Origin of the sequence: Paenibacillus thiaminolyticus, from assembly GCF_007066085.1 — a bacterium.
GTDB lineage: Bacteria > Bacillota > Bacilli > Paenibacillales > Paenibacillaceae > Paenibacillus_B > Paenibacillus_B thiaminolyticus.
This window is the reverse complement of the sequence record NZ_CP041405.1, coordinates 5,042,785-5,063,525: the sequence shown is the minus strand read 5'-3', so window position 1 is coordinate 5,063,525 and position 20,741 is coordinate 5,042,785. Positions and strand designations below refer to the sequence as shown.

General features: G+C 55.3%; 17 protein-coding genes and 1 pseudogene. 8 read left to right on the top strand and 10 right to left on the bottom strand.

The genetic code is table 11. The features are described 5' to 3' along the window. Positions 1–702 (top strand): AIM24 family protein, encoded by a 702-nt coding sequence (locus FLT43_RS22415; protein ID WP_087440655.1) that lies wholly within the window; start codon positions 1–3, stop codon positions 700–702. Between the two features lie 139 nt (positions 703–841). Here FLT43_RS22415 and FLT43_RS22410 read toward each other — a convergent pair. Then, a pseudogene (locus FLT43_RS22410) lies at positions 842–1,420 on the bottom strand (Rpn family recombination-promoting nuclease/putative transposase); the annotation flags it as partial. Beyond that, complete coding sequence (locus FLT43_RS22405) at positions 1,421–3,322, bottom strand: sensor histidine kinase (RefSeq protein WP_244194029.1); 1,902 nt, start codon at positions 3,320–3,322, stop codon at positions 1,421–1,423. Positions 3,323–3,578: 256 nt separating this feature from the next. Between FLT43_RS22405 and FLT43_RS22400 the strand changes: the two genes are divergently transcribed. Together FLT43_RS22400 and FLT43_RS22395 are read left to right on the top strand one after the other, a co-directional pair. Continuing rightward, the gene (locus FLT43_RS22400; protein WP_087440654.1) at positions 3,579–4,514 is read left to right on the top strand and encodes a methionine synthase I; all 936 of its coding nucleotides are present in this window, start codon (positions 3,579–3,581) and stop codon (positions 4,512–4,514) included. A 76-nt stretch (positions 4,515–4,590) separates the two neighbouring features. Beyond that, on the top strand, positions 4,591–4,836 hold the full coding sequence (locus tag FLT43_RS22395; protein ID WP_087440653.1) for an NHLP leader peptide family RiPP precursor: 246 nt from the start codon (positions 4,591–4,593) through the stop codon (positions 4,834–4,836). A gap of 45 nt (positions 4,837–4,881) precedes the next feature. Here FLT43_RS22395 and FLT43_RS22390 read toward each other — a convergent pair whose 3' ends face one another. Further along, complete coding sequence (locus FLT43_RS22390; protein WP_087440652.1) at positions 4,882–6,771, bottom strand: sensor histidine kinase; 1,890 nt, start codon at positions 6,769–6,771, stop codon at positions 4,882–4,884. A gap of 487 nt (positions 6,772–7,258) precedes the next feature. On the opposite strand from FLT43_RS22390, the gene FLT43_RS22385 reads away from it, so the two are divergent. Then, complete coding sequence (locus tag FLT43_RS22385) at positions 7,259–8,035, top strand: HAD-IIB family hydrolase (RefSeq protein WP_087440651.1); 777 nt, start codon at positions 7,259–7,261, stop codon at positions 8,033–8,035. Positions 8,036–8,117: 82 nt separating this feature from the next. Here the strand turns inward: FLT43_RS22385 and FLT43_RS22380 are convergent, their stop codons facing one another. Further along, positions 8,118–8,396, bottom strand: coding sequence for a hypothetical protein (locus FLT43_RS22380; protein WP_087440650.1), 279 nt, complete (start codon positions 8,394–8,396; stop codon positions 8,118–8,120). 173 nt (positions 8,397–8,569) lie between these two features. Between FLT43_RS22380 and FLT43_RS22375 the strand changes: the two genes are divergently transcribed. After that, positions 8,570–9,067 carry a helix-turn-helix domain-containing protein gene (locus FLT43_RS22375; RefSeq protein ID WP_087440649.1) on the top strand — a complete coding sequence of 166 codons (498 nt, stop codon included), beginning with the start codon at positions 8,570–8,572 and terminating at the stop codon, positions 9,065–9,067. 35 nt (positions 9,068–9,102) lie between these two features. After that, entirely contained in the window at positions 9,103–10,407 is a 1,305-nt protein-coding gene (locus FLT43_RS22370; protein ID WP_087440648.1) for an MFS transporter, read from the top strand. Positions 10,408–10,443: 36 nt separating this feature from the next. Here the strand turns inward: FLT43_RS22370 and FLT43_RS22365 are convergent, their stop codons facing one another. From FLT43_RS22365 to fabF, 5 genes are all read right to left on the bottom strand, one after another. After that, entirely contained in the window at positions 10,444–11,235 is a 792-nt protein-coding gene (locus tag FLT43_RS22365) for an energy-coupling factor transporter transmembrane component T family protein (protein WP_087440647.1), read from the bottom strand. Continuing rightward, a complete protein-coding gene (locus FLT43_RS22360; protein WP_244194028.1) occupies positions 11,232–12,773 on the bottom strand; it encodes an ABC transporter ATP-binding protein in 1,542 nt (513 codons plus the stop codon). The genes FLT43_RS22365 and FLT43_RS22360 overlap by 4 nt, the downstream gene beginning before the upstream one ends. 63 nt (positions 12,774–12,836) lie before the next feature. After that, positions 12,837–13,433, bottom strand: coding sequence for an ECF transporter S component (locus FLT43_RS22355; protein ID WP_087440645.1), 597 nt, complete (start codon positions 13,431–13,433; stop codon positions 12,837–12,839). A gap of 359 nt (positions 13,434–13,792) precedes the next feature. After that, positions 13,793–15,508 (bottom strand): ABC transporter ATP-binding protein, encoded by a 1,716-nt coding sequence (locus tag FLT43_RS22350; RefSeq protein ID WP_087440732.1) that lies wholly within the window; start codon positions 15,506–15,508, stop codon positions 13,793–13,795. Between the two features lie 326 nt (positions 15,509–15,834). Continuing rightward, a complete protein-coding gene (fabF, locus tag FLT43_RS22345; protein WP_087440644.1) occupies positions 15,835–17,076 on the bottom strand; it encodes a beta-ketoacyl-ACP synthase II in 1,242 nt (413 codons plus the stop codon). 128 nt (positions 17,077–17,204) lie between these two features. Between fabF and FLT43_RS22340 the strand changes: the two genes are divergently transcribed. Beyond that, the gene (locus FLT43_RS22340; protein ID WP_087440643.1) at positions 17,205–18,041 is read left to right on the top strand and encodes a helix-turn-helix transcriptional regulator; all 837 of its coding nucleotides are present in this window, start codon (positions 17,205–17,207) and stop codon (positions 18,039–18,041) included. Positions 18,042–18,228: 187 nt separating this feature from the next. Beyond that, positions 18,229–19,326: a hypothetical protein gene (locus tag FLT43_RS22335; RefSeq protein WP_087440642.1), complete on the top strand. Its 1,098-nt coding sequence runs from the start codon at positions 18,229–18,231 to the stop codon at positions 19,324–19,326. Between the two features lie 104 nt (positions 19,327–19,430). On the opposite strand, the gene FLT43_RS22330 is transcribed toward FLT43_RS22335, so the two are convergent. Further along, positions 19,431–20,582: a phosphodiester glycosidase family protein gene (locus tag FLT43_RS22330; protein WP_087440641.1), complete on the bottom strand. Its 1,152-nt coding sequence runs from the start codon at positions 20,580–20,582 to the stop codon at positions 19,431–19,433. Between the last annotated feature and the right edge of the window lie 159 nt (positions 20,583–20,741).

Genomic DNA, 20,741 nt, shown 5'->3' with positions numbered 1-20,741 from the left:
ATGGACATTATATTTGAACACGAGAGCCAGATGAACGGACAAGCCGTCACCTTCCGCGTTCAAGAGGGAGAACAGGTGAACGTGCTCCATCCGCAGCAGATTATCGCCTATCGCGGCGCTCCCGACGGGCGCACTGATCGGCTGATGACCGCCAAGGGCATGTACCGCAAGAAGAAGCTTATCCAGGCCCGCTTCACCGGACCCTGCGAATTTCTGACCGCGCTGCCCCCCGGGTTCAGCATGAAGCCCGTTCCATTGACCGGGGAGAGCGACCTGCTCTATGACGTGCGGCATCTGCTGTTCTATACGGAAGGCATCACGATGCAGACACGCATTTTGAGCATGAAGAACATGCTCATCACGCAGGATGTCGTCAAGGTGAAATTCTCCGGCGAAGGGCAGATTGGCATCCTGACCCAAGGCACCGCTTGCGATGCCGAGCTCCATCCGGATCAGCCGCTCTACGTGGACGCAGGCAGCGTTATCGCCTACCCCGAGAATGCGAAGCTGGAATTATGCGTATACGGCAATCATCTGGCCAGCCAACATATGAATTATCATTGGAAAATGACGGGCAGGGGTACCGTTCTCATCCAGGCCGGACGGCAGAATCAATCGCTCGTGCACGAGATGAACGATGAAGGACTGTTCAAGCGCATTCTGCGCGAGGTTATCCCGTTCGGGGGCGTATTTATCAAATAGAGCGGGGAGCCGTAATCCTGTGATCCCATCTCGGAAGGAATGGCCTCAGATCGCAAAGAGCCGAAGATCAAACCGCAAAATTAATCTTCGGCTCTTCTATTCTTCTGTACGTTTATTTAATACGTGCACCTGTTACCCTTTAATGGAGCGGTCTCAGCTTTTTAACTTCTTCTTCGGACAGCCCCGAGGCTTTTGCGATAAGAGTGATGTCAGCGCCGAGAGCAAGCAGTTTCCGGGCCATTTCTTCCTTTCCTTCGGTTCTTCCTTCGGTTCTTCCTTCGGCTCTTCCTTCGGCTCTTCCTTCTGCTCTTCCTTCTGCTTTTCCTTCCGCTCTAGCCCCCTCGACTCGAGAGGCTTGGTCAAGCAGATATTTCTGACGGGCTTCGTATTCCATCCGCGTCTGTTCATCCTGACTCAAAAATTCCAAGGTCGTCATCGCCTTTTTCAGCATGGGTTCGTTCATTGTCAACACCTCCCAATTGGTTTTGTATGCACCTTTCAAAAACAATAACCAGTTCACTAAACCACCCTTCAATGGAACCTCGTATTGATCCAGCTTGGGCAGTTCCATGACATGAATCTCAATGTCATCAATAAGCGGAATAAGCGAATGATCTTCGCGCAAATGAAATACATTATGGTATCGTTCATTCGGCAGGCACGAATAGTTCAAAATGTTGATCGTCACACATTTCTTGAGTTCCCCGTAGTTGCTGCCTTACTTCTGTTCCTTCTCCACGGCCGGAAAAGTTACGGTAACCTCGGTTCCGACGCCTTTCTCGCTGTGGAACTCCAGCTTGCCCTGCATTACTTCGATGATGCGGAAGGTCACCATCAACCCTAGGCCCGTACCCTTCGTTTTGTTCGAGTAATAAGGCTCGCCCAGCCGCGCCAGTTCCTTCTTGTCCATTCCTACTCCGTTGTCCCGAATCCGGATGATGACCTGCCCGTCCTGCTTATGAGCGGCAATCTGGATCCATCCGTTGCTGTGCAGAGCCTCAATGCTGTTCTTGACCAGATTGATAAATGCCTGCTTGAACTTGGACGAGTTCCCTTCAATCGTGAGATCGGGCATCACTTCGAGCGTAATCTTCGCCCCCTGCATGTTGGCCAGCGGCAGGAGAACCCCTTGGACATGCTCCAATTCCTCCCGCACATTCAGCAGGGCGAGCTCATTCAGCTCGGGCTTCGCGAAGGTGAGGAAATCGGTAATAATGCCAGATGCCCGATCCAGTTCGGTCAGCGCCAAATGATAGTACTCCTTCTCCTTCGAGCCGGATTGCTTCTCCAGCAGTTGGAGGAAGCCCCGCGTCACCTGCAGCGGATTCCGTACTTCATGGGCGACGGAAGCGGCCAGCTCGCTAATGATCTCCATCTTCTCCGAACGTTGAAGCCGGTGGTTGTACAGCTCCAGCTCCTTCGAATATTGAACGACCTGCTCGTGATTGCGCGCGATTTTGCGGCCCAGAATAATGATAAGGGCCACGACGAAGAGCAGGATCCCCCACTTCCAGTACACCATATAATAATAGCCCGGATGAAGCAGGAACCAGATTAATTCGCATCCGGTAATCAACGCAAAGGCGACAAATCCGGCGCAGAACAGAAGAGCGTCTTTATCTTTGTCGAACGCATAACGGATGGACGCCGTGATCAGCACGACGAACTGAATCAGGATCAGGAAGCCGAGCACCCGAATCGACAGGAAATAGTACATATCATAAAAGCGGTTATCCGACAAAACATTAAGGAGCAGCACAGCCAGAGATAGAATCGAATACGCGGTCTGGATCTGCCGGAGCCTGCGGATAATCCAATATGGGCCCGGACCGAACGTCACTTCGAAATAATAGGTAAGCAGCGGAAAAAAGACCAGCATCGCAAAATCATAAATAACGAGCGACCATACTTCGGTATGGATAAAAAACGTATATGTGAACGATGAGTACGTAAAAATCATAATGCCCGCGCACAGAATAAGCACGCAGAGTGACAACCAGCTTGAGAAAAATATGTTCCGGAGGAAAAGAGTGCAAATGAGCATGACCACCGCAATAAGTATGAGGGCGCTCCCCATGACGACATTGACGAGTCCTTGCTTGACATACTCGGGAAGCAGCTCTTGATAGTCTCCGATCCTAATCGTGTCATGAATGCCCAACTGTCTTGCAGGGGTTTTGACATGAAGATAAACCACCTGCTCCTCTTCGCTGGCATCCAGCCCAATAAGCACCGAATTCATGTCGAAGGAGAACAGCCGCGAAGAGCGGAACAGTCTTCGTCCTTCTTCCGAGAATGCCTCTACTTCGAAGGCATATACTTGTTCAATCCAGAGACCGGGCTTGTCCCACTGCAGCGGCGGCAGCGTTAACCGGAGCCAGGCCGACTGAATCCCTTCGGGCTTATCGGGCCCGTCTTCCCGAATATCGACATCTATCCAGCCCTCATCCGTGGAGGAAATGTCCTTCCAATCCCGGGCCGACGTCTCCCACAGCACCTGCCATTGCGTCACCTGCAATTCCCCCTGCTCCGCTTCCGCCCGCAGAAGAGAAGGGCACAGAAGAAGAGCCGCCATGAGAAGCAGGAACGATACCGCTGAATATTTAAAAATTGTTCTCACAAGACACCTCTGTCCGTTCCAATATGTAATGAGATGGTGAACCGCAATCCTACACTGGCACTAATTCGACAGTTATCGCTAATTTCCTGCTCTATCCGCCATGAATCCCTTACCTGGCTTTTGTTTTTCGACATCCTGTTTCTTATGTTGTTGCTCCGATGATCAATGGCTTCTATAATAGAGAGACTAGGTATGTAGGAATTTTGTCGCAGCGGATCCAGGAGAAAGTCCGATTTCGACCCAGGAGGATAGTAATATGAAATGGTTCGACGACTACAAGGAGGATTTGGAGGCGATATTCGCAGAGGCGGCGCGCCTTATCTCATCATTCCCGGCACCGTTGCAGGAGATGGGCCTTCACTATTTGGAAAAGTCCAACCCGCTGCTTACTGAGTCCAGTAACTATGTCTGCTATTTGCTGCCGTTCTGGCTGCAGAAGGCCACCGAAGCGGAGCGAAGCGATTGCCGACGCTTGGGAATGGCCGGCGTCTTCATGATGCTGCACTATTGCTTGCTCGATGATGTCATGGACAGCCCTGAGCAGAGAGGGTGGCATAAGACGTTGGCGCTGGGACATCTGTGCTACATCGAATATGAAAGGGTCTACCGTGAACTGTTCCCTTCCTGCTCGCCGTTCTGGCATGCCTTCAACCGCTACAGCGCCGAATGGGCCGAAGCCGTCAGCATGGAGCAGGAGCAGGACTTCTTCCAGAGCGAACGGATTAAAATCGCGCACAAAGCGTCACCCGTCAAGCTGTCCGCCGTGGGAGCCGCTTATCTTGGCGGAACGGATCATTTACTGCCCGACATCACGGCCGCGGTAGAGACTGTGCTCGTCACGCTACAAATGTCCGATGACGCAGAGGACTGGGAGAAGGATTTGCGGGAAGGGAGTTACAATTGCCTTTTGTCCTGGATCCGCTCCATGACGGACCGGCCGTCTGGCGCTCCGCTGACGCCCGACGAGGTGCGCCAGGCCATCACGGTGTCCGACGCCTTGCAGGGCTATGCTGCCATCGCGACAGAGGACCATGCCCGGCTCCAGCAGCTTCCTGTCGCCTCCCCGAACTTGCTCGCCTTCCATCAGGCGATGGTTGACAGTCTGAGGCAAGAAGCGGAGTACATATATGAAGAAAGAAATAAGCTGATGTCGGGCGGATTTTCATATATATTGTCTAATCTAGCAAAATAGAACTGGCGGGTCCGAATCTATCAATGGTAATCTACCTGTAATCTTCTGATTCTACAAATATGGAGGGATAAGTTATATGTCTATTAATCAAATGCATATGAACCAAATCGTGCAAAGAGCATGGGAAGATGCCACGTTCAAAGAGAAGCTGCTTGCTGATCCAAAGTCCGCCGTCAAGGAATTATTAGGCATTTCGATTCCTGACCATATTCAATTGACTACGGTTGAAGAAAAGCTGAATCAGTATGTACTGGTCCTGCCGCCGAATCCGTCCGAAGTTGTGAATGATACCCCAGTTGCAAAAAAAGGCGTGTGGCATTAATTCGAAAAAAGAAGAGGCGCTTTTTGAAGCCCTCTTCTTTTCTATTTATTTTGGGATAGCGGGAAAGGAAATGGTAATAACGGTTCCGACTCCCTTCTCGCTCGCAACATGCAGCTTCCCTTGCATCACTTCAATTATACGGAAGGTAACCATTAGGCCGAGACCAGTTCCCTTCGTCTTGTTCGAGAAGTACGGCTCCCCAAGCCGCTTCAGCTCCTCCTCGTCCATGCCGATACCGTTATCCTCTATCCGGATAATAACCTGACTTCCCCGCTCATAAGCCTCGATCCGAATCAGTCCTTTTTGGGTGAAAGCCTCAATACTGTTTTTAATCATGTTAATAAAAGCTTGCTTGAACTTAGATGAGTTCCCCTGAATCCGGAGATCCGGATTAGCATCCAATTCGATCGCTCCCCCATGCATTGTGGCCATCGGCATCAAAATGCCCTCGATATGCCTCAACTCATCAGCTACATCGAGGACTTGAATCTCATCCAGCTCCGGCTTCGCAAACGTTAAGAAATCGGTAATGATTTCGGAGGCCCGATCAAGTTCGGTCAAGGCAAGGTTCAAATATTTTTGTTCCTTCGTTCCACTCTTGCCACCGAGCAACTGCAGGAATCCACGGGTCACCTGCAGCGGATTCCTTACTTCGTGCGCAACCGATGCGGCCAGCTCGCTTAATATCTCCATCTTCTCGGACTGCTGCAGCTTACCGTTGAACAGCTCCAGCTCCTTGGCATAGGAGATGACACGGCGATGATTTTCCGCAATTTTACGCCCCAGTATAAGGATAAGACAGATAACAAAACTGAGAAGGCCCCATTTCCATAAATACAGTTCGTAATCCCGGGAAACAAAAATATACCAAATGACTTCTGCAACTGTCATAATGGAGAACAAGCTAAAACCAACTGCAAATAAAATAGCATCTTTGTTCTTTCGAATGGCACGGCTAATTGAGAACATTATCAATAGAGTAAATTGAATAATCATATAGACACTGAATACTTCAAATGAAAATAAGGTATATAAAGGATGAGCAGGCTCTTCTATGATAATAAAGAAATACAAAAATAATAGGAGCCAAACTCCAGAAAAGACAACCTGGAAAATAAAGAATTTCCAAATTATTTTGTAAGGACCGTTTCCTAAAAATCTCATAAAAAAGTAGGTCAGGCAAGGAAACAAAAGCATCATCGCCAAATCAAATAACATGACGCTGATGTGTCCAAAATTATCAAAAAACATATAAGTAAACTTGGAATACGTAATTGATATTACGCCCAGCGAAAATATGACAAGTGTCAGCGAGAGCCAACTCGGCAGTTCAATTCCACGTAAAAAAATTGCACATAACAACATTATGAGGGCAATAAGAATCATTGCACTGCCAAGCACGATTTCTAAAATTCCTTCTTTGGCATACTCCGCTTGAACTTGTTGATATTCACCCATAACTACCGGAAGCTGGATGCCGATTCGATCAATGCTTGCGGTCATATGAATGTATACCGTTCTACAGTTCGGATCTAAAGGCAAAAGGATATGGTAAACATCATAAAAGTAATTTCTTTCATCATGGAACAGCCTTCTGCCGTCATCTCCCCATATTTCCACCGCATTGGCGTACAGCTTCTTAAAATATAACGTCGTATAGTTCAAATCCAATTCCGGCAACCGAATCCGAATCCATGCCGATTTTACGCCCTCCGGCAGCTTCGGAATCGATTTCCTGCTATCTACCTTCTCCCAGCCTTCCCGGGTAGAAGCGATGTCCTCCCACATCCTAGGACTCGTCTCCCACTGCATCTCCCATTCGTACAGCTTGATGCTCTGCGGCTCCGGCTCCGCTTGGGCGATGGCAGGGTCCATAAGCCACCCGAACAGCATCAGGAATAAGAAGAAGACGGTTATGTATCTTCGCACACTCATCGCACACCCCTACACGTTTCTCTTAGTTTCGCCATTTTACCCCATTTCGCAATAATTCTACAAAAAGAGAGCCAAATCCTTCTTTAAATTTTCAAATATTTACTTATATTCAACTAACGAACGTTCTACGGCCTGTACTATAGTCTGGGATCCTTCTCCAAAACACCGTTATATATAAGAGAAATGGACTAGGAGAATTCTCCCCATTGCCGCAGATGCAGAGAGGAACAGCCGTATCTATATCTATGTATGGAAGCAACGCTAGATGGATTGGCACGCTGCGGGTTTTATCTTGTGGAGTTATCGTAATAGGATGAGATTGTTGTAATTGATAGAATCGCGTCACATCGTGTCGCCGACGAATTGAGAGAAGCACTCTTTTCTGCGATAATGATTATGCTACTGGACGAGAGCGGTAAATTCAAGAAAACGTTATGTTACATCTATCATCCTGTTACATATAATCTGTCGAAATGAGGGAATCCTGTTGCAATTTGTGTTTGACTTGGATGGTACTATATGCTTCCGCGGGAAGCCGCTGACGGACCCGATTGTGCAATGTCTGAAGGACTTGGGCCAAAAGGGCCATGAAGTGATCTTTGCCTCTGCCCGCCCGCTTCGGGATATGCTGCCTGTGCTCCCTGAATCTCTCCATGGCGGTTCGCTTATCGGGGGCAACGGCTCCATGATTGCCAAGGAAGGCCGGGTCGTGCACACCGAAGCCTTCACGGCAGAGCAAGCTTCGACACTGCTTGCGCTTATCGCCGAGCATGAAGCCGCCTACCTCATCGATAGCGACTGGGATTATGCTTATACCGGTCCGGACGACCATCCGATTCGGAACAATCTCGACCCGTCCCGGCTGGCGCGCTGCATTGCCCTCGAAGAGCTGAAGACGATAGTGAAGATTCTGATCCTATCTGCTCGCGATATGGAAGGTCTGGCGGAGAAGCTGTCCCGCCTCGGGGTCGTCGTGCATCGTCACCGCCACGAGGACGTCATCGACCTCAGTCCGCCGAATATTCATAAATGGAACGCGCTCCAACGCCTCGGCGTCAAGGAAAGCAGCTTCATCGCCTTCGGCAACGACGCGAATGATATCCCGATGTTCCGGACGGCCGGGCATGCGGTCATGATCGGCCATCATCCGGAGCTGGCGGCCTATGCAACGGAAGAAATTCCGCTACAAGGAGACGATGAACCGCGCATTATCGCCAAGATCCAGGAGCTCGCGGCACGGCTTCCATTGCTGGCCTCGAGTTGAACCGGGCTGCCGTATTATCAACAAGATTGCCAAAGAGACGATCTGGTGCGATCGTCTCTTTTTTGAGGATTTTCCGTCCGGTTTATACAATAGTGAGTCCGAACACTTGTAGCAATACAACCAAGACAAAGGAAATAATACCTGCGATTTTGGCAGGGTGCGTAAATTTATAACTGTGAAATGGAGTAATCCGGTTAACGATCGACCAAAACAAAAGTGTACCTGCCAGGATGAGAAGAGATCGTGCTATCATATAGTCCATTGAATTAGCCACGTTTACGATATGGGTGATGAAAAGAACCCACAAATAACCTAAAAAGCCGTGGATAACAATGGACTGTACTACTTCTTTAGTAGTCATGATCATCCCCCTTTGAGAAGATTATTTATAAGGATAAATGGGTGTTTACAAAACATGCCACGTACGGTAGTATAATTTGCATATACGATCTAATTTTTTAGAACGAACTAAATAATTAGATTATCCAACATATTTGCTCGTACTACTCCATTTTATTAAGGAGGTTCCTATCAATGGACGTAACACCGCAGTCCTCTCTTCCGATCTCAGTCGAACAATCCAAGCTGCTTGGCAGTGCCAAGCGAATCAAGATTATTGCCGCCCTTCAAGACAAGCCCAAGACAGCGAAGCAGGTCGCCGATGAACTGAAGCAGACACCCGGCAGCATTCACTACCATATACAGAAGCTGTATGAAGGCGGGCTGATTGATCTCGTGGATACCCAGTCAGCGGGCGGAATTATTGAAAAGTACTACAAGGCGAAGGCCAAATGGTACAGCTCGGAGGGCGATCAATTCAACGATCCGGCATTGGCGCAAGATCTGGATGACGTATCCCGTACCCTGCTCAGCCTCCGGTTGTATCTCTCACCCGAGCAGCGGGAGGAGCTTGTATCCGAGTTTCGTTCTTTGCTGGAGCAGTGGGTCCGGAAAACGGCGGACAATCATGAAGATAACAGTCAGGAGTTCGCGATTGGCGTGAAGATGGTGTCAACGGAGCAGAAGTCTTGATTGGCGTCCGAGTGCCATAACGTGGAGGGATTGTATTGGACATTTTTCAAAACCGGAATTTCACGCTTATGTTCGCGGGGCGCATCCTGACGAACATCGGAGACAGCCTCTATGCCGTGGCAGCGATGTGGCTTGTGTATGACTTGGGCGGTTCCACGCTGTATACGGGACTGGCGGGCTTTTTATCCCTTATTCCCAGACTGATTCAGCTTCTGTCCGGGCCCATCATCGACCGCCTCCCCATTCGGAGCATTCTCGTATACACCCAGCTCCTGCAGGGCATTCTGCTGCTCATCGTTCCGCTGGCGGCGTATGGCGGATTTTTGAGCGTTGGCCTGGTGCTCACCCTTACGCCGATATTGTCCGCATGCAATATGTGGGTCTATCCGGCGCAATTGTCGGCGCTGCCCCGATTGGTGGCGAAGAAGCATCTTACCCAGGGCAATTCCCTGTTCTCGATTGCCTATCAGGGCATGGAAGTAGCCTGCAATGCATTGTCAGGCGCGCTCATCGCACTGCTCGGCGCCATCTCGCTGTATCTCTGGAATTCGGTCGGCTTCTTCATTGGAGCCCTTCTCTTTGCGCAGATCCGTATTCCCGCTACCGCAACCGAGGAAAGAAAGCTGCACGCGGAGCCGAAGCCAGCCTCTCATCCGGTGAGGAAATATATATCCGACATGAGAGAAGGCATACGGCTTCTGGTGGCAACGCCCCTCTCCCGGCTTCTCTTCGGGGTCATCGCCATTAATGCCGCCGGGGGAGCGACCTTCAGTCTTCTGCCTGCTTTTAGCAGCCAGATTGGAGGACCTGGAATTTATGGCATTCTGCTGACGGCGCAAGCGCTCTGCAGTCTGATCGGCGCCATATGCTCGCCTTATGTGAAGCTGGAGCGCCTCCGGCTAGGCTTCCTGTATTCCATCGCCTATCTGTCATGCGGAATCTTATGGTCGCTGAGCGTATTCAGCCCCTGGATATGGCTTACCGTTCTCCTCTATGGCCTGGCCTGGCTTCCCGGCGGAGCCGTCAATGTCCTTATCAACACTGTCATTCAAAAAGGCGTCCCGCAGCGCCAATTGGGCGTTGTGTTCGCGGCGGCTTCCGGGTTAAGCGGAATCGCTTCACCGATCGGAAGCCTGATCGGCGGCAGCCTCGGCACGCTGCTGCCCAGCGCCGGAGTCATCGCTTCCTGCGGATTAGCGGTGGCGGCCGTCGGGCTCTACTGGTCGCTCGATGCCGTCTCGCGGAGCTTGCCGGCCACCGATGCGATGAAGGAGGGGTTCTTCGCGGCACGCAATCCATCCCTCCGGCTGGAACGCCAGCAGTCAGATCTTCAAGGATAGCCGGCAGCGGCATGGGCAACGGGCGGGAGACCCGCCTCAGCCCAGCCCCCACCCGACAAGCGGCAGCCGAACCGCCATATAATACGCTGCCGCCATCAGGCCGAGCATCACGAGCGTGAAGCCGATGTCGGCACGGGTATACCGTGTCACATAGTAATACGTGCGCGCCTTTCCCATCTGGAACCGCTTCGCTTCCATCGCGACGGCGACGCGCTGGGCCCGGCGGATGCTCTGCGCCAGCAGCGGCAGCGCGTAATTGCGCAGCCGCTCGAACATGCCCTTGATTCCCTTGGCATAGCGCGCACCCCGCACGGTCAGCGCGTCAGATCGCGTGCGGATATCATCCCAGACCGCGGGAAGCATCCGGATCGAGGCAATGAAGCTGTAGGCGTATTTGGCGGGAAGCCGGAACTGCTGCATCAAGGCGTAGAAGAGCTGAATCGGCTTCGTCGTCAAGGCAAAGGCCAGCCCCAGCATGCCGAAGGTCAGCGTCTTGCAGCCCAGCATCAGACCGCGGTAGAAGCTCTCTTCGGAGATGCGAATCAGCCCCCACGACCACCAGATATGCTCGCCTTTGCCGAACAGGATCATCGTCGAAGCGGAAGAGATGAACAAGAACAGGAACGGCAGCGTAATCAGCAGCACTTTCTTCCGGGAGTGGCCGCTGCACAGGAACAGCAGCGCCGTATAGGCAATCAGCTGATTCAAGGCGAAGTCGAATTGCCTGTTCAGCAAGGTGACAAGAAGCAGCAGCACGAAGACGAACAGCTTATAGGCCGGGTTGACGCGATGCAGCCAGGTCTCGGTCTGCGGTGTCAGTAGATTCATGTAAGCTGCGCCTCCCGTTCCCTGCTCGTATCCAACACCGTTAGTCGGCCCATTTCGACCTGCCACACGCGATCGGCATAGTGACGCACGATATTCAGATCATGCGTGACCATCACGATAGCCGTCCCTGCCGCCCGCAGACGCTCCAGCTTGTCGAGGATCGCGAACGTGTTCCTCGCGTCTTGGCCGAAGGTCGGCTCGTCAAGCAGCAGAACCGGATGCTCCCGCACGACGGCGGTGGCGACGCTGAGGCGGCGCTTCTGCCCCAGCGAGAGATGGTACGGATGCCGGCCCGCTCCCATATCCAGATCGAAGGCCGCCATCAAGGCCGTCACCTGCCGCTCAATCTCAGCGTCAGACCACTCCGCCAGCCGCAAGCCGTAAGCCAGCTCCTCGTAGACGGAATCGGTCAGGAACTGCATCTCCGGGTTCTGGAAGACGAAGGCCAGCTCGTCCGGCGGTTCCGGCCGGGCCTTCCGGAACCAGCCGCGCTGCTTCGGCTCCGGGACCGGACGTCCCCCGATAACATAGGAGCCGCTGGTGCGAAGCAGCCGCATCAGGGACAGCAGCAGCGTGCTCTTGCCTGCGCCGTTCGGGCCCGTGACGGCGATCCATTCGCCCGGATAGACATCGGCCGCCTCGACGGCGATGGCCTCGGCTTCTCCCCGGTAACCGGAGAACCCGCGCAAGGCGATGATCGGCTCCTCCCGAAGAGCGGTCGCCGCTTCGGTCTGGCGCTGCCGCCGCTTGGCGCTCGCGACGGCGCGGTACGCCTCCGACTTCACATGATCCCGCCACACGTCCGGATACCAGATGCCGTATTCGATCAGCTTCTCCTTGTGCATCGTGAAAATAGCACCTGGCTCGCCATCTGCCATAATGCGGCCCTCGCTGTCGAACAGTACAACCCGATCAACGATATCGGCTACCAACTCCAGCTTGTGCTCCACGATCAGCAGCGTATGCGAGCCGGCGATGTCCTTCACCGTCTCCCAGATCTGCTGCGTCCCTTCCGGATCGAGCAGAGCCGAAGGTTCATCCAGGAACAGCACCTCCGGCTCCAGCAGCAGGACGGAGGCGAGCGCCAGCCGCTGCTTCATGCCCTGCGATAGCGCCGCAATCGGCGTATGCAGTTCATCCAGCCGCAGCCCGACCCGCTCCAATATGCTTATCATGCGCGGCTCCATCTGCTCCCGCGGAACCGACAGATTCTCCAGGACGAATGCCAATTCCTCATCGACATACGGCATGCAGAACTGGGTATCCGGATCCTGGAACACGAAGCCCCAGCTATCCGGGAGCTGCCTCCGCTCGTATTTGAGCGGGACTTCCACCGAGCCCGGCATAATGCCGCTCAGCACTTGCAGCAGCGTCGATTTGCCGCAGCCGCTCGGTCCGAGCAGCAGCACCTTCTCCCCCGCAGCAATCGAGAAGGAGAGGTCCTTGAACAGCAAGGACGCCTCTCCCGGGAATTTCAATCTCAGATTCGTAATCGCGGCCGAGGTTGAGGCCGCTCGTTCTTGTGTCAATCCCAACACCCCATCGTTGTTGTGCCCTTGATGACCGGCTTGCGGGCCTGCCCGCCAGCCGGTGTCCTGCGCCTACCGGTCCAGAGCCGCATATTCTTCCTTCCCAACTGGCCGAATCGAATTGGTTACCCCGGTCGCCTCCAGCGCGCGCATCAGGAAGTATGCGAAGATGCCGGCGAACGTGAAGGCGCTGATGACGCGCAGCCCGTATTTCAGCACAAGCACCCATGTCTCGTAATTGGCATAGCCGTAACCGAGATCGAGGAGGAAAGAGCCGGCAGCCGACATGATTCCGGCCGCTCCGGCAATCGCTAATCCTCCCCGGCGGTAACGCGCCAAGGCGAAGACGAGCTCGGCCGCCAAGCCCTGGACGAATCCGTACATGATCGTCTCCAGCCCCCATCCCGACCCGAGCAGGGCCGACAGATTGGCTGCGGCCAGACTGGCAATGAGCGCGACGCCCGGCTTGCGGATAAGCAAGTAGGCGAACGGCCCGGCCATGAACCACATGCCGTAAGTCAATTGCCCCGCCTGCGGGAACAGCGGCTTCACGATGCTGTACACGCTATCCCACAGCTTGAAGATGACGCCGAAGACGACCCCGATCATGACGGTAATGAGAATGTCCTGGAAGCGCAATCCTTTCTTGTCACTTGCCTGTTCTTGCATTGCTACCCTCTCCCTTATCCCATCGTTCATACAAAAAAACCGTCTGGAACCCAGACGGTAGAGTAAGCCGATGATCATCCTTCAAGCATGATCGCACGACAAATACATTGGTTCTCTACGCTGGCATTATCCAGATCAGATTAACGGTCCGTAGCGGTATACTGGCTACTATCTCAGCCTGACTCCTCAAGCCCCCGAATTTGTATGAATATGTAATCGCCCCTATAATACCGCATTCCCGCCCGCTTGGCAATGGCAGGATGGGCCAAGCGGGGAAGAAGTAGCAGCCCCGCATATCGCCGCCAGCCACGGTAAAGTTACCAGAGCTCGTGCCTCCACCGTGCCAGCCCTGACGGCAATTATGCCCCGAACTGGGCGTGATGCAGCCGGCTGTAGCTGCCGCCCAGCGCCAGCAGCTCGTCATGCCGCCCCTGCTCGGCGATGCCGTCTTCATTAACGACGACGATACGGTCTGCATGCTTAATCGTAGCCAGGCGATGGGCGATGATAAGCGTCGTCCGCCCGGCCGCCAGTTCAGCCAGCGATTGCTGAATGGCCGCTTCGGTCTCGGTATCCAGCGCGGATGTCGCCTCGTCCAGAATGAGAATCGGCGGATTCTTGAGGAACATGCGGGCGATGGCCAGCCGCTGCTTCTGCCCGCCGGACAGCTTCACGCCCCGCTCGCCCACGACCGTGTCCAGCCCGAGCGGCTGCGAGCGGATGAACTCCTCCAGCCGTGCCCGGCGCGCCGCGTCCATAATCTCATCCTCGCTCGCGCCAAGCTTCCCGTAGGCAATGTTCTCGCGCAGCGTGCCCGCGAACAGGAACACATCCTGCTGCACGATCCCGATCTGCCGGCGCAGCGAAGCAAGCGTCATCTCTCGCGTATCGATGCCGTCGATCGTGATGCGGCCCTCCTCGGTGTCATAGAAGCGCGGCAGCAGACTGCACAGCGTCGTCTTGCCCGCCCCGGAAGGCCCGACGAACGCGACCGTCTCTCCGGCAGAAATCGTCAGATCAATATTTTCGAGCACCGGAGCCAGGCCGTCATAGGCAAAGGTGACGCCTTCGTACCGGATATCGCCGCGCAGATGGGCCACCTCAATCGCATCGGGCGCATCCTTCACATCCGGCTCCGTATCAAGAATTTGAAGGTAGCGCTTGAAGCCCGCGATCCCCTTCGGATAGCTCTCGATGACGGCATTGATCTTGTCGATCGGCTTGAAGAACACGTTCGTCAGCAAAATGAAGCCGACCAGTTCGCCATAGGACAGCTCCCCCCGAATGACGAACCACGCGCCGCAGATGAGTACAAATACGGTGACGAGCCGCATCAGCATATAGCTGACCGACGAGTTGAGCGCCATAATCCGGTACGCAATCAGCTTCGTCGTACGGAAGCGCTGGTTGTTGACGGCGAAGCGCTTCTGCTCGAAGCCTTCGTTCGCGAACGCCTGCACGACACGGATCCCGCCGAACGTGTCTTCAACCCGTCCGTTGAAATCGGCGATGTCGGTGAACATCCGGTGATTCGCCTGGGTCATCCGCTTGTTGCAGACGACGACGAGCCAGATGAGGAATGGAATAATCGCGAACGTGAGGCAGGCCAGCTTCCAGTTGATGGTGAGCATCAGCACGAACGAGCCGATAAGCGTCATCACCGCGATGAACACATCCTCGGGCCCGTGATGGGCCATCTCGCCGATCTCGAACAAATCATTGCTCATGCGGGACATCAGATGGCCCGTCTTGTTGTTGTCGAAAAAGCGGAACGAGAGCTTTTGAATATGATCGAACAGCTTTTTGCGCATATCGGTCTCGATGTTGATGCCGAGCATATGGCCCCAATAGGTAACGATATACTGCAGCCCCATATTGAGCAGATATAGCGCCAGCAGCCCGGCACAGGCCCAGACGATGAGCGGCCAGTCATTGCCCGGCAGCAACTTGTCCACCACCTGGTTGACGGCGATCGGGAATCCCAGCTCCAGCAGCCCCGCGATAACCGCGCAGCCGAAATCCAGGAGGAACAAGTATTTATAGGGCCGGTAATAAGCAAAAAAACGGCGAAGCATAAAAGTACCTCTTTTCTCGGATAGAAATAGAAAAAGCGCTGCCGCTTCCAGGGCAGGTGCAGCATCGTTCTCGCGCAGGACAATGACAATGCGAAAAGTCCACCGGGGCACAATCGCCTCCAATGGACTCTGCTTTTGCCATAAACCTATTCTACAAAAATGAAGAAACTCCTTCTCCCGTTCCCAAATCGGCTGCGCGCCTGCCCCTTAATTGCCGTCAGCGCGCTTGCCCTAGATTCGAGCGATTTCACTTATTAAGAGCCGCCAGCCGGCCGATCCACACCCCAACGCTCGGCTGAGACGCCCCGCTCGGCCGCCAGCCGCCGCTACTCTTCGTAAGTTTGCAAGGCGATGACGGCATTATGCCCGCCGAAGCCGAAGGAATTCGAGATGCCGATGCGGGCCTCGATTCGGCGGGCCGTATGGGGAACATAATCGAGGTCGCAAGCCGGATCCGGCTCCTCCAGATTGATCGTCGGCGGCACGATGCCTTCCTGCAGCGTCTTCACGAGCGCGATCGCCTCGACGCCGCCCGCCGCGCCCAGCATATGGCCGAGCATCGATTTGTTGGCGGTGACCGGAATGCGGCGGGCATGCTCGCCGAATACCTCATGAATCGCGCGCGTCTCCGACAGGTCGCCGACCTCGGTGCTTGTCGCATGGGCGCTGATGACGCCCACCTCCTGCGGCGCGATTCCCGCTTCCCGCAGCGCCGCTCTCATCGACTGGCTCGCCCCGCGTCCCTCCGGATGGCTCGCCACCATATGATACGCGTCGGAGCTCGCTCCATAGCCGATGACCTCGGCGAAGATCGGCGCTCCTCTGCGAAGCGCATGTGTGAGCGACTCCAGGATGACGATGCCGGCGCCTTCCGCCATCACGAATCCGTCCCGCCCCCGATCGAAGGGGCGGCTCGCCCGCTCCGGCTCGTCATTGCGAGCCGACAAGGCCGTCGCGTTGCTGAAGCTGGCCAACGCCAAGTCCGTGAGGGCCGCCTCGGTTCCGCCCGCCATGACCACATCCGCGCCGCCCGCTCGAATGAGGCGGAACGCTTCCCCGATCGCCGTGTTCCCGATCGAGCATGCCGTAACCGGCGCCATCGATGGCCCGAGCGCGCCGTACCGGATGCTGATCTGGGCCGCGGCCATATTCGCGATCATCATGGGCACAAGCGTCGGGCTGACCCGATCCGGTCCCCGTTCGCGCAGGATTGCCTCCTGCTGCAGCATCGTCTGGATGCCGCCGATGCCCGATCCGACATAGACGCCCATGCGCTCGCCGTCGAGCCCGCTCCAGCGATCGAGCTCCGCTTGACGGTAGGCTTCTTCGGCCGCCGCCAGGGCAAACTGGGTGAACCGGTCCATACGGCGCGCTTCCTTGCGCCCGAAGCGGGCTTCCGCATCGAAGTCCCGCACTTGGCCCGCGATGCGGACCTTGCAGGAGGAGGCATCGAACGCATCTATCGCGGAGATTCCTGATTGTCCGCGAATCAGCCCCTGCCATAGGGAATCCGTATCCTGGCCAAGCGGCGTGATGGCTCCCATCCCTGTAATGACGACTCTCTCCATATCCATGTCCTCCTTCATCCATACTGGTTGTCGTGTCGGCTTTATTTTGTCACAGCAATTATCCTATTACAAGTTGTTGTTTATCCTAGTATAATTAGTACCAGATTAGCGAGTGTGAGGTGCCATCGATGAATTCACCGACCCGATTGCAAATGCTGTCCGAGTTCCTGCGCGCCAAGCGGGCGCAGATCCTTCCCCAATCCGTAGGTCTCCCGGCAGGAACCCGGCGCCGGACCCCCGGGCTTCGCCGCGAGGAGGTCGCCCAATTGGCGGGCGTCAGCACGACATGGTATACCTGGCTGGAGCAGGGACGGGATATTCAAGTGTCGGCTTCGGTGCTGGACAGTATCGCGGAGGCGTTGAAGCTGACCGTGGACGAGCGCAAATATTTGTATGCGCTGGCCTTGGAGGGAGGGGCCGGCCCCGCCTTACGGGAAGAGGAAGAGCCGCAGATTAGCCCCGCCCTGCAGCGGATTCTGCAGGAGCTGCGGCATTGCCCGACAATTGTGTCGGATCGGCGCTGCCATATCGTCGGCTGGAATGAGGCAGCGTCCCATGTCTTCCTTGATTTCACCGTCATCCCGCCGGAAGAGCGGAATATGATTCGCCTGCTGTTCACGCGCAAGGAATTCCAGAGCCTGGCGGTCAACTGGGAGCATTTCGTCAAAGGATTTCTGTCGATATTCCGCGCGTATTACGGCCAGTACGTAGAGGATGGATGGTATGATCGCTTCCTGGAGGAGATGAAGGAGGTTCACCCGGACTTCCAGCGGTTATGGAACCAGAGCCAGGTAAGCACCGCCCCGGAGGTCGTCATTGAGTTCAGACATGCCCGGGCGGGGAAAATGCTGTTCCATCTGACTTCCCTGCAGGTGCAAGGCGACGCCGATCTGCGCTGCAGCATCTACACGCCGGCGCCCGAATCCTCCACGGAATTCAAGCTCGTGAAGCTGATGGACCGCTGAGTTGGATCTAACAGCAGAGAGAAAAAAATTTTGCGCAGCAGGTTGTAGATCGTTGTTCCGAATTGCCTTATAAAGTGAAGGCGTGAATTCGACACGGAATCGGATCCCGGGAAGCCGGGAAAATCCGCCGCTGCATCCGGTTCACATTCACGCTCTTCGCCAATCACGGAGATGGAGGCGAACCCTAATGATGAGATGCAAGCAGCCTGAATTATCCGCAAGCAAGATGGATGCGGCTTATCCATTCCAAGAAGTTGCAGCCGCGGCGCCTGGAAGCCGCCGCAGACTGATGCTGAGCGATAATCCGGAGGTGATCGATGACGCCAGCTTCCCCGAGGCAAATGGGACGCTCTGGCATGATGTCGTCCAGAGCGGCGAGGATGAGGTGAAGCACCGGGTGATGGGCTGGCATATCAATCAGACCGGCCAGCCGCTGCGGTTGGGCTTGACCCTGGAAAATCAATCCGCAGCGAACACAATCCAGATTCAGGATCTGAAGCGGGAGGTGCGGATCGTGGAGGCGTCCGGGAACATACTGGTCGAAGCGGGCCAATGTCTGGCTGCGGCCTGCTTGGCCGGGACGATGGAAGATCATGCTGCGGCCGATAGCAGGCCATTGGCGCAGGAGGCTGGCCTGCTCGAAGCCCGGGAGGTGCCGCATGGCCATCTTATCGGCTTCATTTATGAATTTACCGTCTGCCGGAGCTCAGGGGATGGGCCGCTCCATTACGTCGTGCGGACTGCAGCCAGCCGCGGAGCCGATGCCGATCTGCGAACGATCGTAGCAGAGCCGCTCTCTGCCGCCGGACAGCCGCATCCGCGCGGCAGCTGGCCGTTCTCGGAGACGTTGGCGCTTATGCCGGAATACGAGATCGGCGGGACGACGCATCATTATCGCGCCTTGGAGAAATCGCGCCAATTCGGCGGGAGCCCGCCCGTGGACCTGCTGTTCACGTCCGGCAGCAGCGATCCGCTCAGCGGCAGCGGAGCGGTGAATAATATTGCCCAATTCGGCGCGATCTACACGGTAAGCCTTCCGATCCGGAACGAGACGGGTGCTCCGGCCAAGGTCCACATTTGGGTCAATCCGCGCGGGGGAAAATATGCCGGCGCCGTCCGGCTCGGCGGGGAGGTATTCCGTATACCAGCCCTGCCAACGAATAAGGATGCATGCCGGATCGCCGAATATGAGGCGCCGGAAGGCCTGTCCACCTTCACCTTCTCCCTCATGACCGCCGGTGAATCGAATACGCCGCTCGGCATATTCGTGACGACCGGCTCCTAGCATACACAGCAAGGCCCACGCTCGCTCGGCGTGGGCCTTGTCCGTGTGAACCCGCGGCAGGAATCCTCCCACGCGTTCATGCCTCCCGGTTAGCTACTTAGCTATCAGTTGCCGTAATGGATGAGCAGCGCGTTGCTGATTTCCCGGCCAGGGGAGGTGATATATTTACCTTTGTAGTACAGCCCGCTTGATGCCCCGCCATCCAGATTCATCGCCTGGTGCGCGCCGGCCTGCTTCATCATCTGAGCGAGCTCCGGAATCGTGGCCCCGGAAGTCGTCAACAGAATCAGCTTATGGTCCGACGTGACGCCGACAGCGCTGCGCGCGCCGCTGTTCGTTAATATTTTCGGATCCTTGAAGCCTTCCGGCACCGGATCGACGCTGACCTGACCGTTCGTCACCAAGCGCGGTCCCGCCTGGAGCGCTCCTTCCACATCGCCTTCCTCGAAGCGCTGCGGGAACTCCTTGCCCTGCACGAACCCCACCTCGTTGTCCTTCGTGAATAGAAGCACGGTTCGGCGGTCGGCCGGACTTGGATGCACCAGCTCGCCCTTTTTCACGATATGGCCGTACGGAGCCTTATAGCTCGTCTTCGTATAGGCATCGAAAAACGTCCCGTTCATCGCCACCGCCGCCTTGCTGGCATCCGCCATATGCTTCAGGCTGTCCACGGAGCCAATCTTGCCTCCAGCCACCGCCACATCGAGCCGGATCTTCGGATGAAGCAGATCGATCTCCACGATCGAAGCCGACACCCGCTTCTTGCCGACAGTGAACGTTTTCTGCTTCTGTTCCATAGGAGCCGCGGCACGGTTCAATCGCTCCATGGAGACGACCGGGAGCTTCTGCTTCCCTTTAGCTGTATCGAACACGAGCGCAGAGGCTGCCTTGTCCCACTTCATCTGGAGCTTCATCGCTTCTCCGATGAAGCGAATCGGCACATAGGTCGTCCCTCCCTCGACAAAAGGCGCCGCATCCATCTGCTTCACCGCACCATTCACCTGCGCCTTCTTGCTCCCGACCGTCAAAGACAACGTGTCCTCATTCGCGCGCACATCGATGCGCTGGGCGGCCTTGTCCCATTTCACTTGATATTTCAATTGCTCGCTCAAGTAACGAATCGGCACGTAGGTGCGGTTCGCCGCCGTATCCATATACCCGACGCTGCGACCCGCAGCCTGAGTCTCGCCATGCTGGCCCAAGACCGCCGCGAGGAAGGCAGCCCCCAGTACGGCCATGATTGCTCTCTTCTTCATTCTCTTTGCTCCCATTCTCTTCTGATGAATATCCTGGCAGAGTACCGGGCCCCGCCATCGGTTTCCCCCGTCCCTGCCTTCTCGAATTGATTAACCGTGTAAATATTACCATATAGGACGTTTTACCCACAAACCTTATTTTTACAGACTTTTTGACCG

Coding starts and splice junctions, on each gene's coding strand:
- FLT43_RS22350 (WP_087440732.1), bottom strand. CDS start 15,508: ATGCTTCGCCGTTTTTTTGCTTATTACCGGCCCTATAAATACTTGTTC.
- fabF (WP_087440644.1), bottom strand. CDS start 17,076: ATGGAGAGAGTCGTCATTACAGGGATGGGAGCCATCACGCCGCTTGGC.
- FLT43_RS22390 (WP_087440652.1), bottom strand. CDS start 6,771: ATGAGTGTGCGAAGATACATAACCGTCTTCTTCTTATTCCTGATGCTG.
- FLT43_RS22355 (WP_087440645.1), bottom strand. CDS start 13,433: ATGCAAGAACAGGCAAGTGACAAGAAAGGATTGCGCTTCCAGGACATT.
- FLT43_RS22330 (WP_087440641.1), bottom strand. CDS start 20,582: ATGAAGAAGAGAGCAATCATGGCCGTACTGGGGGCTGCCTTCCTCGCG.
- FLT43_RS22335 (WP_087440642.1), top strand. CDS start 18,229: ATGATGAGATGCAAGCAGCCTGAATTATCCGCAAGCAAGATGGATGCG.
- FLT43_RS22395 (WP_087440653.1), top strand. CDS start 4,591: ATGTCTATTAATCAAATGCATATGAACCAAATCGTGCAAAGAGCATGG.
- FLT43_RS22400 (WP_087440654.1), top strand. CDS start 3,579: ATGAAATGGTTCGACGACTACAAGGAGGATTTGGAGGCGATATTCGCA.
- FLT43_RS22340 (WP_087440643.1), top strand. CDS start 17,205: ATGAATTCACCGACCCGATTGCAAATGCTGTCCGAGTTCCTGCGCGCC.
- FLT43_RS22415 (WP_087440655.1), top strand. CDS start 1: ATGGACATTATATTTGAACACGAGAGCCAGATGAACGGACAAGCCGTC.
- FLT43_RS22380 (WP_087440650.1), bottom strand. CDS start 8,396: ATGACTACTAAAGAAGTAGTACAGTCCATTGTTATCCACGGCTTTTTA.
- FLT43_RS22375 (WP_087440649.1), top strand. CDS start 8,570: ATGGACGTAACACCGCAGTCCTCTCTTCCGATCTCAGTCGAACAATCC.
- FLT43_RS22365 (WP_087440647.1), bottom strand. CDS start 11,235: ATGAATCTACTGACACCGCAGACCGAGACCTGGCTGCATCGCGTCAAC.